General features: G+C 64.9%; 17 protein-coding genes and 1 pseudogene. 12 read left to right on the top strand and 6 right to left on the bottom strand.

Translation table 11 applies throughout. From position 1 onward, the window contains the following. Window positions 1–82: 82 nt before the first annotated feature. Both A37A_RS0103480 and A37A_RS0103475 read right to left on the bottom strand, forming a co-directional pair. Window positions 83–1,570 (bottom strand): DNA polymerase Y family protein, encoded by a 1,488-nt coding sequence (locus A37A_RS0103480; protein WP_018290144.1) that lies wholly within the window; start codon window positions 1,568–1,570, stop codon window positions 83–85. A gap of 18 nt (window positions 1,571–1,588) precedes the next feature. Beyond that, window positions 1,589–2,215: a hypothetical protein gene (locus A37A_RS0103475; protein WP_018290143.1), complete on the bottom strand. Its 627-nt coding sequence runs from the start codon at window positions 2,213–2,215 to the stop codon at window positions 1,589–1,591. A gap of 126 nt (window positions 2,216–2,341) precedes the next feature. Between A37A_RS0103475 and A37A_RS0103470 the strand changes: the two genes are divergently transcribed. From A37A_RS0103470 to A37A_RS15570, 7 genes and pseudogenes are all read left to right on the top strand, one after another. Further along, complete coding sequence (locus tag A37A_RS0103470; RefSeq protein ID WP_020493957.1) at window positions 2,342–3,490, top strand: sulfite reductase subunit A; 1,149 nt, start codon at window positions 2,342–2,344, stop codon at window positions 3,488–3,490. Beyond that, window positions 3,483–3,947: a cyclic nucleotide-binding domain-containing protein gene (locus A37A_RS0103465; protein ID WP_018290141.1), complete on the top strand. Its 465-nt coding sequence runs from the start codon at window positions 3,483–3,485 to the stop codon at window positions 3,945–3,947. Before A37A_RS0103470 ends, A37A_RS0103465 begins: the two co-directional genes overlap by 8 nt. Window positions 3,948–3,950: 3 nt before the next feature. Next, entirely contained in the window at window positions 3,951–4,778 is an 828-nt protein-coding gene (locus tag A37A_RS0103460) for an FAD/NAD(P)-binding protein (protein ID WP_018290140.1), read from the top strand. A gap of 2 nt (window positions 4,779–4,780) precedes the next feature. After that, window positions 4,781–5,554 (top strand): hypothetical protein, encoded by a 774-nt coding sequence (locus A37A_RS0103455; protein ID WP_018290139.1) that lies wholly within the window; start codon window positions 4,781–4,783, stop codon window positions 5,552–5,554. Continuing rightward, entirely contained in the window at window positions 5,544–6,833 is a 1,290-nt protein-coding gene (locus A37A_RS0103450) for a Ni/Fe hydrogenase subunit alpha (RefSeq protein WP_018290138.1), read from the top strand. The genes A37A_RS0103455 and A37A_RS0103450 overlap by 11 nt, the downstream gene beginning before the upstream one ends. Further along, window positions 6,830–7,300: a hydrogenase maturation protease gene (locus A37A_RS0103445; protein WP_018290137.1), complete on the top strand. Its 471-nt coding sequence runs from the start codon at window positions 6,830–6,832 to the stop codon at window positions 7,298–7,300. The genes A37A_RS0103450 and A37A_RS0103445 overlap by 4 nt, the downstream gene beginning before the upstream one ends. Window positions 7,301–7,397: 97 nt before the next feature. Further along, a pseudogene (locus tag A37A_RS15570) lies at window positions 7,398–8,153 on the top strand (ATP-binding protein); the annotation flags it as partial. A gap of 34 nt (window positions 8,154–8,187) precedes the next feature. Here the strand turns inward: A37A_RS15570 and A37A_RS21200 are convergent. Both A37A_RS21200 and A37A_RS18060 read right to left on the bottom strand, forming a co-directional pair. After that, a complete protein-coding gene (locus A37A_RS21200) occupies window positions 8,188–9,228 on the bottom strand; it encodes a hypothetical protein (protein ID WP_018290135.1) in 1,041 nt (346 codons plus the stop codon). Window positions 9,229–9,357: 129 nt separating this feature from the next. Then, window positions 9,358–9,750 (bottom strand): hypothetical protein, encoded by a 393-nt coding sequence (locus tag A37A_RS18060; protein ID WP_018290134.1) that lies wholly within the window; start codon window positions 9,748–9,750, stop codon window positions 9,358–9,360. Window positions 9,751–9,817: 67 nt separating this feature from the next. Here A37A_RS18060 and A37A_RS0103425 point away from each other — a divergent pair, with 67 nt between their 5' ends. Both A37A_RS0103425 and A37A_RS0103420 read left to right on the top strand, forming a co-directional pair. Beyond that, on the top strand, window positions 9,818–10,318 hold the full coding sequence (locus A37A_RS0103425; RefSeq protein ID WP_018290133.1) for a DUF4143 domain-containing protein: 501 nt from the start codon (window positions 9,818–9,820) through the stop codon (window positions 10,316–10,318). Between the two features lie 445 nt (window positions 10,319–10,763). Beyond that, window positions 10,764–11,003 (top strand): hypothetical protein, encoded by a 240-nt coding sequence (locus A37A_RS0103420; protein WP_018290131.1) that lies wholly within the window; start codon window positions 10,764–10,766, stop codon window positions 11,001–11,003. 143 nt (window positions 11,004–11,146) lie between these two features. Here A37A_RS0103420 and A37A_RS18055 read toward each other — a convergent pair whose 3' ends face one another. Next, a complete protein-coding gene (locus A37A_RS18055; RefSeq protein WP_155996464.1) occupies window positions 11,147–11,590 on the bottom strand; it encodes a hypothetical protein in 444 nt (147 codons plus the stop codon). A 310-nt stretch (window positions 11,591–11,900) separates the two neighbouring features. Between A37A_RS18055 and A37A_RS0103410 the strand changes: the two genes are divergently transcribed. The 3 genes from A37A_RS0103410 (at window position 11,901) to A37A_RS0103400 (ending at window position 13,445) form a co-directional block, all read left to right on the top strand. Continuing rightward, window positions 11,901–12,167 carry a DUF1778 domain-containing protein gene (locus tag A37A_RS0103410; RefSeq protein WP_018290129.1) on the top strand — a complete coding sequence of 89 codons (267 nt, stop codon included), beginning with the start codon at window positions 11,901–11,903 and terminating at the stop codon, window positions 12,165–12,167. Beyond that, the gene (locus A37A_RS0103405; protein WP_020493953.1) at window positions 12,164–12,658 is read left to right on the top strand and encodes a GNAT family N-acetyltransferase; all 495 of its coding nucleotides are present in this window, start codon (window positions 12,164–12,166) and stop codon (window positions 12,656–12,658) included. The genes A37A_RS0103410 and A37A_RS0103405 overlap by 4 nt, the downstream gene beginning before the upstream one ends. A gap of 181 nt (window positions 12,659–12,839) precedes the next feature. Continuing rightward, on the top strand, window positions 12,840–13,445 hold the full coding sequence (locus A37A_RS0103400) for a Uma2 family endonuclease (RefSeq protein ID WP_018290127.1): 606 nt from the start codon (window positions 12,840–12,842) through the stop codon (window positions 13,443–13,445). A gap of 60 nt (window positions 13,446–13,505) precedes the next feature. Here A37A_RS0103400 and A37A_RS0103395 read toward each other — a convergent pair whose 3' ends face one another. After that, complete coding sequence (locus A37A_RS0103395) at window positions 13,506–14,309, bottom strand: C40 family peptidase (protein ID WP_018290126.1); 804 nt, start codon at window positions 14,307–14,309, stop codon at window positions 13,506–13,508. Between the last annotated feature and the right edge of the window lie 65 nt (window positions 14,310–14,374).

Below are 14,374 nucleotides of genomic sequence, written 5' to 3'. Positions count from 1 at the left end.
CAGCATACTGGCGCTTCTGGGAAGGGCAAGCGCCATGGGGGCAAAGGAAAGAGAGGAGGCAGGCTAAGAAGAGATTGGCCGCTCACCCATACTCGCCCTCGATTTGCCAGCCCTCCGGAAGCTCCGCCAGCCGGAGGATCCTTCCGCCGAGGAGGGCGGCATCCCACTCCCGCCGCGTCCACTCCTCCTCCCACCACCTTCCGGACAGGGGATAGGGTCCTTCCATTCCTTCGATTTTCCACGTCCCTTCCGGAGTTTGCAGCTCCCTGGGTCTCCCTTTCCCGCACCGCACCGTTGCCGGAACAGGAGGACGAAACCGCCGGAGCGGGACTCCGAGAAAGGGAGGCCCGGCGCGGGAGGGAGGCGTTTCGGCAATGAGCGGATCGAAAGGCTCCAAGAGAAAGCGATCCGGCCGATGGTCGGGGGAGGGAAGGGGCACGCCCACCCGCTCTTCCCCCAAGAGAGATAAGAGGCGTCCCAAGGTCGCCGAAAGGCGGGAAGGATCGGGAATCGCCGTCCTTTCCCAGGTCGGCTGATGCCAAGAGGGGAGGGAGGGGGCGATCCGGAGGCGGAAGCCCGCCAGGGGAGAAGAGGTGCGGCAGTTCTCCAGGAAGGGATCGAGAAGCTCGAGGAGCTTTTGCGGCTCCGCGGTCGGGGCCGGCACCGAAAAAGAAGATTCCAGCGGGACCTCCCCCTCCGGACGGAGCGTCAGCCGAAGAGAGGCGGCGGCCTTGCCCTCCCTCTCCAGCCGCTCGCCGAGAGTGAGCAGGGAGGAGCGCAAGGCTTCCCGCAGGGGGCCGAGCTCCTCGATCGGCGATTCCCACTCCCATGCCGCCTCGAAAGGCTCCTCTGGAAGGAGAAGATGCAGAAGCCTGCCTTCTTTCCCTTGGGTCCGCTCCCAAAGAGAGAGGCCCTCCCGGCCCAGCCGCTCGGAGACCCCTTCTCGGGGAAGAGCGGCCAGTTCGGCAGGGGTCCTCACCCCCCAGAGCCGGAGGAGCGAGGAGAGTTCAGGATCGGGAGCCACCTCCTCGATCGGAAGCTCGCCCGCAATCTCCTCCGCTTTCTCGACGAGCCGGTAAGGACGAGCCACCCGGGCCGCCCAATGGGCGAGCTCGGGCGTGGGCCCAATCCCGACTTGGAGAATGAGGCCGCGAGCTTCAAAGAGAGAGGGAAGGTTTCTGGGATCGGAGGGATCGGAGCCTTCCCGGAAGAGGCACCCTGTCCGTCTTTGAAAGCTGGGATGGCGGCGCAGATCGAGGAGGAAGAGACCGGGAGCACTCTCCTCGGCCTGACCCGAACAACGACAGGCCGATTCCCGGAGGAAGCGGTGGAGCCATGCTTCCTCTTGCCTGTTGCGGGAAAGAAAGAGCAGGTGAGGGCATCGTGCCTGCGCCTGAGCCGGGCTCATTCCGGGCTCGACTCCCGCCGACCGGGCCTCCCGATTGACTTCTCGGACTGCGGCTTTCGGTCCATCGCCTTCCACGAGGGCAGCCGGCCCCTGCTTGGACTCGGGTTGGGGACGCAGAGCGGCTTGGAGAGGAAATTGGGGCAAAAGGAGAGCGGCAAACATCGGATCTTTTCCCCGCCTCTATCCAGCGCTCACCGGAAAAGATGCGTTGAACGCTTCCTCCTTGGATTCAGAGAGCCGCAAGGGGGCGAGCCGCAGCCGTTGCCAGAGCGCTTCCCTCGGCTCCTCCAGGGAAGCCAAGGAGAGGGAAGACTCGATCCGGTAGCGCTCCCGGGCCGCGGGAATCCATGCGACCGGGGTAATCAGGAGCGCTGCCGTTCCCTTCCTTTCGACCAAGCGCCCGAAGCGGTGCCAGCTCGTCGGGGGAATCCGGCGGAGCTCTCCGAGGGGAAGTCGGCCGAGGTCGATCCAGACCAGGGGAAAGCTTCCGTCCCGGAGCAGGAGGTCGGCCGTACAGAGGATCTCCCGGCGGAGGCGGCAGCGGACCCAGAGCAGGGAGGAGGTCGGGCCGGCCAGGGTGCTCTTGGGATCGAACGCATCGGCCCCGTCGATGAGCGCCACGGGCACTCCCTTCCGGGCGCAAAAGCGGAGCGCGCCCGAAAGCAGGAGCCCAGCTCCCGATCCGGGAGCCACGATCTCGGTGAGCGCGTGGGAGAGAACCCCTCGCCGCAGCCAAGGATCGGGACTCTCTTCCAGGAAAGAGAGCCGCTTCCGCAGAGGCGCCCTGGGAAGTCCGAGAAGGCCCATTCGGCTGCGGATTTCGACAAGCTGTGGCGGAAGCACGGAAATAACTTATACGTATGTATTCTATTTGCAAGGAAGCTTGCCGCAGCCCGCCCCGTGGGCTACCACAGAACTCGGGAGGATCGCCCCTTGCCCGAATGCCACGCCCCAACTGCCGGCGAAGCGATCATCGATCGGGAAGGGCTGCAGGCGCTTCTCGATGCGCTGAGCGCCCGCGGCTTTTCCGTGATCGGCCCCCGGGTCCGAGAGGAGGCGATCGTCTACGCTCCCCTCCGAAACGTTTCCGATCTTCCCGAGGGGTGGACCGACCGGCAGGACGGGGGCCACTACCGGCTCGAACGGAGAGGGGACCGGGCGCTCTTCGGCTACGCGGTCGGACCCCATTCCTGGAAGCAGTTTCTCTTTCCCCCGCGGCAGCGGATCTGGCGAGCGGAGCGCACCGAGGCGGGCTTTGACCTCCTCGAAGAGCCGCCGCCCTCCGAGCGCTGGGCCTTCCTGGGTGTTCGCGCCTGCGAGCTTCGGGCCCTGGCGATCCAGGACCGGGTCTTCCTGGGGGGAAGCCTCCCGGACCGTTCCTACGCGGAGCGCCGTCGGGAGCTTTTTGTCGTGGCTCTCCAGTGCGGAGAGCCGTCCGGCACCTGCTTTTGCGTCTCGATGGGAGCAGGCCCGAAGGCCTCTTCGGGCTTTGACCTCGCGCTCACCGAGATGATCGCCCCGAACTCCCACCGCTTCCTGGTCGAAGTCGGGAGCAGAGCCGGCGAGGAGATCCTGGCGGCGATTCCTCACCGCCCGGCGAGCGAAGCCGACCGGCGGGAGGCGGAGGCGGTCTTGGACTCCACAGCCTCCCGGATGGGCCGCACGCTCGACACCCGCGGGATCCGGGAGCTCCTCCAGGACCATCCCGAGCATCCCCGGTGGGAGGAGGTGGCGACCCGCTGCCTCGCCTGCGCCAACTGCACGATGGTCTGCCCCACCTGCTTCTGCTCGACCGTCGAAGACCATACCGCGCTGACGGGCGAGAGCGCCGAGCGGACGCGGCTCTGGGACTCCTGCTTCACCGTCGATTTCTCCTACCTCCACGGAGGCAGCGTCCGCAAGGAGATCCGCTCCCGCTACCGCCAGTGGATGACCCACAAGCTCTCCACCTGGTTCGATCAGTTCGGCAGCTCGGGCTGCGTCGGCTGCGGCCGCTGCATCACCTGGTGCCCGGTCGGCATCGACATCACCGAGGAGGTTCGAGCGATCCGATCCTCCCTTTCGGAGCCAACCCATGCCTGATCCCAAGGCGGCGCTCGCCGGGCACCCGTTCTTCTCCGGCATCGACCCCTCCATCGGCGAGACTCTCGCCGAGTGCGCGCACGAAGTCTCCTTCCCGGCCGGCCGGTTCCTGGCGAGGGAAGGGGAGCCCGCTTCCGGCTTCCTCCTTCTCGAATGCGGCACCGTCGCGCTCGAGCTCCACCGGCCCGGCCGGATGCCCATCGTGCTCGAGACCCTTCACGAGGGCGAGCTGGTCGGCACCTCCTGGGTGATTCCGCCCTACCGCTGGAGCTGCGACGTGCGCGCCCTCGATCCGATCCGGGCGATCGCGGTCGACGCCCGCTGCCTCCGAGGCAAATCCGAATTCGACCCGAAGCTCGGCTACGAGCTCCTCAAGCGCTTCCTCCCTCTCTTCGTCCAGCGGCTGGAGGCCGTCCGGCTCCAGCTCCTCGATGTCTACGGCGAAACTCCCACCTGAGTCATGCGATCCCCCGATCCCTTCGTGCCGAGCCTCTTTCGGGTGGACCGCGTCTGGCGGGAGTCGGCCGATACCGTCACCCTCGGGCTGCTCCCCATTCAGGGCGAGATCCCCGCTTTCCGTTCCGGTCAGTTCTTCATGCTCTATGCGTTCGGGATCGGCGAAATCCCCGTAAGCGTGAGCGGGCTCTGGGGCCAAGGCCCCCTCCTTCACACCGTCCGGGCGGTCGGTCCGGTCAGCCAGGCCCTCTGCCGGCTCCGCCCGGGTGACACGCTGGGCGTTCGCGGCCCCTACGGCTCCCCCTGGCCCCTCCCGCAAGCGGAGGGAGGCGATCTTCTTCTGATCGCCGGCGGCCTCGGCCTGGCTCCCCTCCGCTCCGCCCTCCTCCCGGCCCTGGCCGAGCGGGAGCGCTATGGGCGGATCGCTCTGCTCTACGGCGCCCGCAGCCCCGCCGACCTCCTCTTCGGAGAGGAGAGGGGCGACTGGAGCAGCCGCGGCGATCTCCAGGTCGAGGTGACCGTCGACCATGCTTCTCCCGCCTGGCGCGGCTCCGTCGGGGTGGTTCCCGCCCGGATCTCCCACACTCGCTTTGCCCCGGAGCGGGCCCATGCCTTCGTCTGCGGACCCGAAGTGATGATGCGCTATAGCGCCGCCGCTCTTCTGGGTGCGGGAGTTCCCCCCGCGCGGATCTTCCTTTCGCTCGAGCGGAACATGAAATGCGCCTTCGCCGTTTGCGGCCGCTGCCAATTCGGACCAACCTTTGTCTGCCGGGACGGACCGGTCTTCTCCTACGACCGGATTGCCCGTCTCCTTTCCATCCGGGAACTCTGATCATGCCCGCCCGACCTCGCCTTGCCGTCTGGAAATTCGCCTCCTGCGACGGCTGTCAGCTCTCGCTCCTCGACTGCGAGGAGGAGCTTCTGTCGCTGGCGGAAGCAGTCGAGATCGGCTATTTCCTGGAAGCTTCCCGGAAGACGCTCCCGGGACCCTACGACCTGTCGCTCGTCGAAGGCTCGATCACCACCCCGGAGGATGCCGAGCGGATCCGGGAGGTGCGCCGCCTCTCCCAAAAGCTCGTCACGATCGGTGCCTGCGCCACCGCGGGCGGGATCCAGGCCTTGCGCAACTTCGCCCGCATCGAGGAGTTCGTTTCGGCGGTCTACGCCTCCCCGGAGTATATCCGCACCCTGGAACGCTCGACCCCCATCGCGGCCCATGTCCCGGTCGATTTCGAGCTCCAGGGCTGCCCGGTCAACCGGCTCCAGCTCCTGGAGGTGATCTCGGCCTTCCTGGCGGGCAGAACCCCGGCGATCCCCCGCTACAGCGTCTGCGTCGAATGCAAGCGGGCGGGCACTCCCTGTGTCTTGGTCGCCCGGGGAACCCCTTGCCTGGGTCCGGTCACCCATGCCGGCTGCGGGGCGATCTGCCCGGGCTATGGCCGGGGCTGCTACGGCTGCTATGGGCCGATGGAGACCCCGAACACCCCGAGCCTCGCGCGCCGCTGGCAGGCGCTCGGCGCCTCCGAACGCGACCTCCACCGTGTCTTCCGGACCTTCAACGCGGGGGCGGAGCCCTTCCGGCGGGAAAGCGAGGCCCATGGCGGTTAGGAAACTTACCCTCGAAGCGCTTGCCCGAGTCGAAGGCGAGGGGAGCTTGGAGCTCTCCCTCCAGGACGGGAAGGTGGAGACTGCCCGGCTCAAGATCTTCGAGCCGCCTCGCTTCTTCGAAGCCTTCCTCCGCGGTCGGTCTCTTTCCGAGGTTCCCGACATCGTGGCCCGGATCTGCGGGATCTGTCCGGTCGCCTACCAGATGAGCGCCGTTCACGCGCTGGAGCAGGGGCTCGGGATCGCCGTCGACGGCCCCCTCCGGCTCCTCCGTCGGCTGCTCTACTGCGGGGAGTGGATCCAGAGCCATGTCCTCCACATCGTGATGCTCCACGCCCCCGATTTCCTCGGGCTTCCCGACGCGATCGCGATCTCCCGGGATCACCGCGCGGAGGTCAAGCGGGCCTTGACGCTCAAGCGGGCGGGCAACGAGATCCTCCGGCTCCTGGGCGGCCGGGAGATCCACCCGATCAACGTCCGGGTGGGGGGCTTCTACCGGGTGCCGACCCCCTCCGAGCTCTCGGCCCTTCGCGAAAAGCTGGAGAAGGCCGGGGAGGAGGCGGTCGCCCTCCTCCGTTGGGTCGCGACCTTCCCTTGCCCAGAGTGCGAGCGCGACTACGAGTTCGTCTCGCTCCGCCACCCGTCCGAATATCCGATGAACGAGGGGCGGCTGGTTTCGAGCCGGGGGCTCTCCTGCCTCCCGGAGGAGTTCGATGCCGAATTCGAGGAGAGCCATCTCCCGCACTCGACCGCCCTCTACTGCCGCCTCCGCCAGCGGGGCAGCTATCTGGTCGGCCCGTTGGCCCGGTACAACCTCAACTTCGACCGCCTCTCCCCTCGGGTCCAATCCCTCGCCCGCGAGGCGGGCCTAAGTGCCTACTGCCGCAACCCTTTCCAGAGCATCTTGGTCCGATCGGTCGAAGTGCTCTTCGCCTGCGAGGAAGCCCTCCGGCTCCTCTCCCTCTACGAGCCGCCCCAAGGCCCGTCGGTGGCGCTCCCCGCGGTCCGGGGCGAGGGCCACGCTTGCACCGAGGCCCCCCGCGGGCTGCTCTACCACCGCTACCGCTTCGACCGCGAGGGGACGATCGAGGAAGCCCGAATCGTTCCCCCCACCTCCCAGAACCAGTCCTCGATCGAGGAGGATCTCAGGCTCTGGGCCGAGCGCCACCTCTCCGAGCCCGAGGAGCGGCTCCGAAACCGGTGCGAGCAGGCGATCCGCAACTACGATCCCTGCATCTCCTGCTCGACCCACTTCCTCCGGCTGGTGATTCGTAGGCGATGAGAACCTCTTGGGAGTCCTCCGGTCCGCGACCCGTCCTCCTCGCCGGCGTGGGCAATCCCGACCGGGGCGACGACGGCTTCGGACCCGCGGTCCTCGCCCGCCTGGCGCGGCTCTCCCTTCCCGAAGCGGAACAGATTACCTGCGCCCGGCCGCTCGACCTGCTCGATCGCTGGCCGGGCAGGCGGCTTGCGATCGTCGTCGACGCCGCCTTGGGCGAGGAGCCCGGCAGGCTCCGCCGACTGGAGCCGCTCTGCCAAGGGCTTCCCCTGGCCACTGCCTGTTCCACCCACGGGTTTGGGCTCGCCGAGGCGATCGAGCTAGGCCGCTCCTTGGGCCTGCTTCCGGCGCGGCTGATCGTCTATGCGGCCGAAGGGCTCGACTTCTCTCCGGGAGTCCCTCTTTCTGCGCCGATCGCCGCGGCGGTGGAAGAGGCGGCGGCGCGAATCGCCGAAGAGTGCCGCGGATAGGCGGGAAGGGCGGTCGCGACATCGAAGCTCGTGAGCGGAGTTCCTTCGCAGGCGACCTATCCTTGCCAATACGGCACGCTCTGCCATGAATACAAGAATGATTCCTCGCTGGAAGGCGGACATCGTTCGCGCCCGGCTCGATCAATTTCCCGCCGTGGCTCTGCTCGGTCCCCGGCAGATCGGGAAGACCACGCTCGCCGAGCAGATCGGCCGAGAGAGGCCGAGCGTCTACCTCGATCTCGAGAATCCGGCCGATCGGGAAAAGCTATCCGCTGCCGCTTTCTACCTAGGCGGCCAGGAAGAGAAACTCGTGATCCTCGACGAAGTCCATCGGATTCCCGAGCTCTTCCAGACGTTGCAGGGGCTCATTGATCGCGGGCGGCGCCGAGGATCCCGTGCCGGACGGTTCCTCCTGCTCGGATCCACCTCGATCGACCGATTAAAACGGACGGGCGAAACCCTGGCGGGGCGGATCGCGTATGTGGAGCTGGAGCCGTTCGGCGTGCTGGAAGTCGAGGAGGACCGGGGCGAGAAGCTCTGGGTTCGCGGCGGCTTTCCCGACAGCTACCTCGCCGCTTCCGACGAAGCCAGCGCTGTTTGGAGAGAGAACTTCCTCCGCACCTATCTGGAGCGCGATATCCCGCAGCTGGGACCCCGCATCCCGGCCGAGACGCTCCGCCGGTTCTGGACCATGCTCGCTCACAATCAGGCGGGGATCCTCAACGCGGCGCAGTTGGCTCGCGGTCTGGGCATCGACGGCAAGACAGTTGCCCGCTATCTCGATCTGCTGGTCGATCTTCTTTTGGTTCGCCGCCTGCCTCCTTACTTTGTGAATGTGGGCAAGCGCCTGATCAACTGAAACTCCCCATGGCTAAATCCAGGGGGTTCTAGAGAATAGAGATCCGGCTCTCCGGGGCTCTCGCTTGCGCTACAGCATCCCCAGCCTCGCCGGAACGGCTGCTAGGGCAGCCGCTTCCCATTTTCCCCTTCGACGGGCGACCAGCTCTGACGTTCTTGACGTGCGGTCGGGACAAGCCCTCCCGGCTCGCTGGTTCCTTCACCCTCGACATCGCCCGTCGCAGGAGCGGTTCCGCACCCGGCCAAGCCTTTCGGACCCGGCTAATGTCGAGGAAATCCTTCTCGGAGCATTTCGCGAGAAAGGCGCTGTAGAGATCCCGCTGCACCGGCTCGGTGCGGCCATCGCCGAAGACGTGCGTCCGCAAAGAGAGCGGCTTCTTCACGTAGTGCCCGGTCGTATGGTCGAACTGGCTCAAGCGGGTCTTCCAGGGGTCGATCTCGATGAATCCTCCGCCGGCGCTCTCAGCCTTGCGGCGAATCCTCTCCACCAACATCCCCGGAGCGCGCACCTTCACGCTCCGTCCGAAATTCTTTTGAAAGCTCCTATAGCATAGCCTTTCCCCCTGGATGATTTTCCCCTGGGCCAATATCCGATTCGCGAGATTGCCGTGCGCGGTCTTCCGTGCGGCGGCCAGCCGCCGCTCGGTTTCCGCGAGATCCCGTCGCCTNCGCTTGTAGNGNTCCGACCGGACCCAGCNCTTGGGTCCACGCTTGACGCATCCCTTCGCGTCGTAGTTTGCGGGATTGGTCGCCCGGCGGGACCGGTCCANGGACCGCAAGATCCGCCGCGTCTCCCTCCAGGGCTGCTCGACTTCCGGACAGAGCTTTTCCAGGCTTGCATCCGTTTCGGAGACGAAGGCCACTGTCGATGGCCCCAGATCGTACCCGACGACATCCTCTCCCGCGGGCCGAACCTGCGGGGCGAGTCCTTCCTGGAGGAGCTGCGCGTACCAGCGCATCCGGCACCGGATCGTCCTGCGAAGGATGCGGACGTATTTGGTTCGGGCTTCCAGCGCGATCCGCTGCCAGCCGCGCTTGTCCTTCGGATCGAGCCGAAGCGGCAAGACCAAGCCCGCCCAATGAATCGCCGGAACCGGTTCTTTCCGGAACCGGATCAGGGCATCGCCCTTGCCTTCGACCGAGTGGAACCGGCTGGCTGGCTTGAATCTTGGTCGGCCCCGAACGCCGAAGGCATAGCCCTAGACGGCCTGAAATGCCCGCAGACTCGCGGTCTGCGTGTCGTGCGATCCGAGATGATCACCGATGGAGCAGGCATCCCGGCATGCCTCCGCGAACTTCTGGATGGAGTCGCGAGTAAAACCGAATCGTTCCTGTGTTTTTCGGAAGCGGCTGGATCGCTCCTTGTTGGCGATCCGATTCCCGCTTTGTTCATCCATGACCGTTTTCGGCATCCGGCAAGCGTGCTGCCAGTCCTTGGATTGCCGCATCAAGGCCAGCCGGCGAAGGGCCTCGCCCAAGGAGGCATTGTAGATCTGGCGTGCTGCTGCGAGGCGCTTGGAGAGGGCAACCTCGTCCGCCGCGGTCGTTCGCAACGGAAACTCGGCGATGAAAGATGGAGTCTTGGCTCGCATCGAATGCTCTCCAGCATCTTATACAGACACGTAAATATCCATCAAGCTTTGCCTCGCCGCTCACCCCATGGCTAAAGCCAGGGGCTTGCGCGGCGATTTTCGGTCACCGAAGGTCTACGTACGCGACAGCGGCATCGTTCATGCCCTGCTCGGACTCGAAAATCGGGAAGCAGTCTTGGGACATCCGGTCGCGGGCGCCAGTTGGGAGGGATTCGTCTTGGAAAACCTGCTCCTCGCTGCGCCGGAACGGGCAAAGCCATCCTTCTATCGGACGGCCGTCGGAGCCGAGATCGACCTCGTTCTGGAGCTGCCCGGCGGAGAGCTCTGGGCGATCGAAATCAAGCGGGGCCTGACCCCGAAGCTCGACCGAGGATTCCACCACGCACGCGAGGACCTTCGGCCGCACCGCTCGTTTGTCGTCTATTCGGGCGAAGAACGCTACGCGAAGGAGCAGGGAATCGAGGTCTTCGGCCTCCGGGATCTGGTGCGAATGCTCGCCGCCGGATGGGATGGAGCGCGCAGGGTAGGGCCGCATTCCCCATTGCACCGGATCCTCTTTCCTCCGTGAGGCCAAGCGCAGCCGAAAGCCTCCCGCCACAGGCGAGCGGTTGGGAGACACCCAATGCATCTTCCGCATGATCTAAAGGAAGAGGTCGGCGCATGGACTTCCGTGTTGACGGCCACCGTACGGAGTATAGGGTCAATTCCGTGGAGCAGGAGCCTGCCGCTGCGCTGATCTTTTCGGAATCGCTCATTCGGGAGGCCAATACGGGAGAGTTATCGCTCATCCATTGCTTCGGGATGTTCAACGCACCTTCTATCCCGTTTCCGGCAGCCCCCTTTTTTTGTCACTGCTCACGTGACACACCTCCACGCGATGCCGAAGAAACTCAATGGTGCGGTTCTCGCTTCCTGCCGGTTCCATCGGCGGCAACCGCCATCGGGTCAGGAAGGCCGGGAGGTCGCCAATGACCGTTGCCGAAAGAACCGTTGCCACAGTTGTTGAACCACAAGTGGAAGCGGACCAAAAGTCAACGCGGGCCAACGCTCCGGTTGCGGAAGTGGTGTTTACCGTGACCGAAGAGGATGGCCGGTATGTGGCTCGCTGGGACGATCCGTCGGGAAAAGGCGGAATCACCAGCCAATCGGAGAGCTGGGAAGGCTTGGAAGAAATGCTTTGGGAGGCCGTCCTCTCTCATTTTGACGACGAGAAGGTCCCAACATCGCTTCGTTACGTTTTTCTTAGGGCATAGGTCCGGGAAGATCGTGTGAAATTGCCGAGGGATCTCTCCGGCAACCAAACGGTCCCAATCTTGCAACGGCCCGGCTACCCAGTCACACGGCAGAAGGGATCGCCCCCTCGACTAAAGGGTTCCGACTGGGCAGATTAAAAGCGCTACAGACGGCCGATGATCTCCACGATCCGGTCGGGAATCTCGCCGAAGAACGGCTCCTCCCCATGCACCCTCCTTGCGCCCAACAAGGCGGAATAGTGCACCCTTCCTTCGGGAACGATACTCACGGAAAGCGTCCGATGCGCAGAGCGGTGCCATTCGAAAGTGATCTGTCCATCGGCTTCCGCCCCTACTGTCGGCATCGGGCTTCCCAGCGGTAGTGCCGCGAGAAAGGAGTGGGCGAGGCCATACGTCACGTCCGAGATCGGCTCCGCGCCGTAGCCATCCCAATTCGGGTCGCGGCACTCCTCGGCAATCGTGCAAAGCCGTTCTTCGATGTCTCTTCGTCCCAGGGAAATAGAGTCTTGCAGCTTATTCCGACTCTCAGCCCGGTGCTTCTCGATAAACCGACCCTCTGGGCTTGCGCCGCCACCAGTACAGGTCATGGAAAACGCGCCCTTGGCTTTTTTGTGATCATGCCGAAGAAGAGCTTGTTTTTCAACCGGCGCATTTTTGCTAGTTCGCCCGAAAACCGTCCTCGCCGGGATCAGCCGAAGCTCAAGCGAGGACGTCCAGAGAATCCAACCTACCAATCCGCCTCGTCAAAACCGTCCATGGCCCGCATCTCATGGACACTCCAGGCGCAAATCCCAAGCGGTTACTTCCCTTGCTTACGACAAAAAGGTAAGCGCGTGTTGACGACAGTTATGTGCAGTTCTAGACTTTATATGTCTATCGTGTATACGAAAGTAAGCTATGCGAGACGCTGCCATTAACCTACGGGCAATGCCCGAGCAGCGCGATCTGATCGACCGAGCCGCTCACCTCCTGGGCAAGAACCGTTCGGATTTCATGCTCGAGGCCGCCTGCGACAAGGCCCAGGCCGTGCTGCTCGATCAGGTCTACTTCAACCTAGACGCCGACAAATTTCAGCAGTTCATCGACCTGCTCGATGCGCCACCCGCGCCCAACCCGGGGCGCGAACGGCTCATGGCATTGAAGGCTCCCTGGGCCAAGGAATGAACCCGCCGCTCAGCGCGCCGCAGCCGCTGAGCGCTGCCCACCGTGTTGGCGACTTTTCCTGCGGAGAGCCGGTGCTCGACGAGTGGCTCAAGCGCCGGGCGATGGCCAACCAGCAGAGCGGCGCCAGCCGCACCTTCGTGGTCGTTGATCCGGACAACTGCGTTCAGGGATACTACGCGATGGCTGCGGGGGCGGTCGCACACCGTCTGGCTACCGGCGCAGTGCGCCGCAACATGCCAGACCCCGTTCCGGTCCTGGTGCTGGCCCGGGTGGCTGTGGACACCCGCATCCAGGGGCACCATCTCGGCGGGGCCATGCTGCAGGATGCCGTGCAACGGGCGGTGGCGGTCTCGCTGAACGCCGGCGTTCGGGCGCTACTCGCCCATGCCCTTCACGATCGCGCGAGGCAGTTCTACGAGCACTACGGCTTCCAGGCATCGCCGACCGAGCCGTTCACGCTGATGCTACGCTTGGACACCCTCCGGGCATGACGGGCGTTGCCTTGACTTCCGACTCGAGAATCGAAACGGCGTCGGAAAGCAGACGCGGAAGGCCATTCCGGTAACCAGTCCGCCAGAAGAACCGCTCGGGCCATCTGCCGATCTCCACGTGTCAACCCTTGCTGGACGCCAGGCACGCCGGTATCGTGGAGGGAGCAGGAAGGAGACGACCATGCCGACAACCACTTTCGGGCCGCACACGGTCAAGGATTGGCTCGCGACTCCCGAGGACGAGCATTGGGAGCTCATCCATGGGAACCTCATCATGACCCAAGAAACGGCGGGCAATAGCGGGTTGGCAGGGGAAATCGAGCGGAGAATTGGAAATTACCTCGAGCAGCATCCGCTGGGCATCGTGCGCCACGGCATCGCCTTTTCCTTTCCCGGGATCCTGGCGCCCGACCGGGAAGGGGTGGTGCCCGACCTCTGCTACATCGCGAACGACCAGCTTGAGAAGTGGGATGAGGAGGCGAACGTCCAGGACGGAGTCGTCCCGGCTCTTGTCCTGGAAATGCTCTCGCCCTCGACCAGGGAGATCGACTGGAAGGACAAGGTGGAAATCTACCGCGAGGCGGGGATTGGAGAATACTGGATCTTCGACCGTCACGAGGAGAGCGTGCGGATTTACCGCTTCAGTGAAAACCGGGAGAAGCCGGTCGCGATCATGAGCTTTGAGGATTCGATCCCCACTCCGCTTTTGCCGGGCTTCTCCTTGGAGATGCCGAGGATTCGGCAAGCCCTGGCCATTGGAACGCAACGCTCGCGGAAAGCTCGCTAGCGATTCCTGCCTCCCCTCCGACGGCAGATCGAGAAACCTAGCTGTCTCCCTCTCAAGGCCCTACTCCTCCCTCTCTTCCGTCGCCCGCCGACCGTTTCCGATCCCCAACCCCGGAATCTTCCCATACCCCACGAACCGGCTGCTGCTCGGAGCCGCCGCCTGCCCGGGAAACTTCGGCCAGAGGTCGAAGACACTCGCCCCCCATCGCTGCTTGCCGTGGTAGGTCCGGCCGTCGCTCGATCCGACCATCACCCGCTCTCCGCTCGCCTTTTCCCGACCGAGGTAGATCATCGAATGGGTAATCGGCGGATCGTTCTTGGTCGCATAGGTCCCTTCCCAAAAGAGCAGATCTCCCGGCCGCAGCTCATCCATCTCGAAGGTCTTGGGATCCCGGCTCACGGCCGCCCGGAAGTTGCCCGCCTTCCGAACCCAGACGTATTGGCCGCTCGAGGTGCGGGGGACGTCGCGAATTCCACACTGCCGGAGCACAAAGTAGACGAAGCCCGAGCAGTCGATCCCGCCGGTCGTTGGATCGGCGGAGCCGTACCGGTAGGTGAGATCCTTTGTCGTCAAAAGAAGTGCCTGACGAATCAGCTCTTGGACCGGCGTCGGCTGCCGGTCGAAGTCGGCGAGCTCCTCGGGCGTAAGCGAAGCATCGGGCGCCATTCCGGCGGGGCGCTTCTCCTCCTCGGCCGCTTGCGGGGTGCCTTGCGCCCCGGCGGGCGCAACTGAAAAGAGCAGGGCCAGGACAAGCAGGCACCCTTCGGCCGTGATCTTCTTCGAGGATCCCGCGGGTCGCAGCCGAGCGCCCAGTGGGAAGCGAAGGGAAGGCCCGGGCGGGTCTGGTTCCGACTTGGGCTTCACAGTCTTCCACGATGGGCTGCTGCCGGAAGGAAATCATTCCTTTCCAAGCGGAAAAAGACCAAACC

Origin of the sequence: Verrucomicrobium sp. 3C (assembly GCF_000379365.1) — a bacterium.
Classification (GTDB): Bacteria; Verrucomicrobiota; Verrucomicrobiia; order Methylacidiphilales; family Methylacidiphilaceae; genus Methylacidimicrobium.
This window is presented reverse-complemented; position numbering and strand designations above follow the sequence as displayed.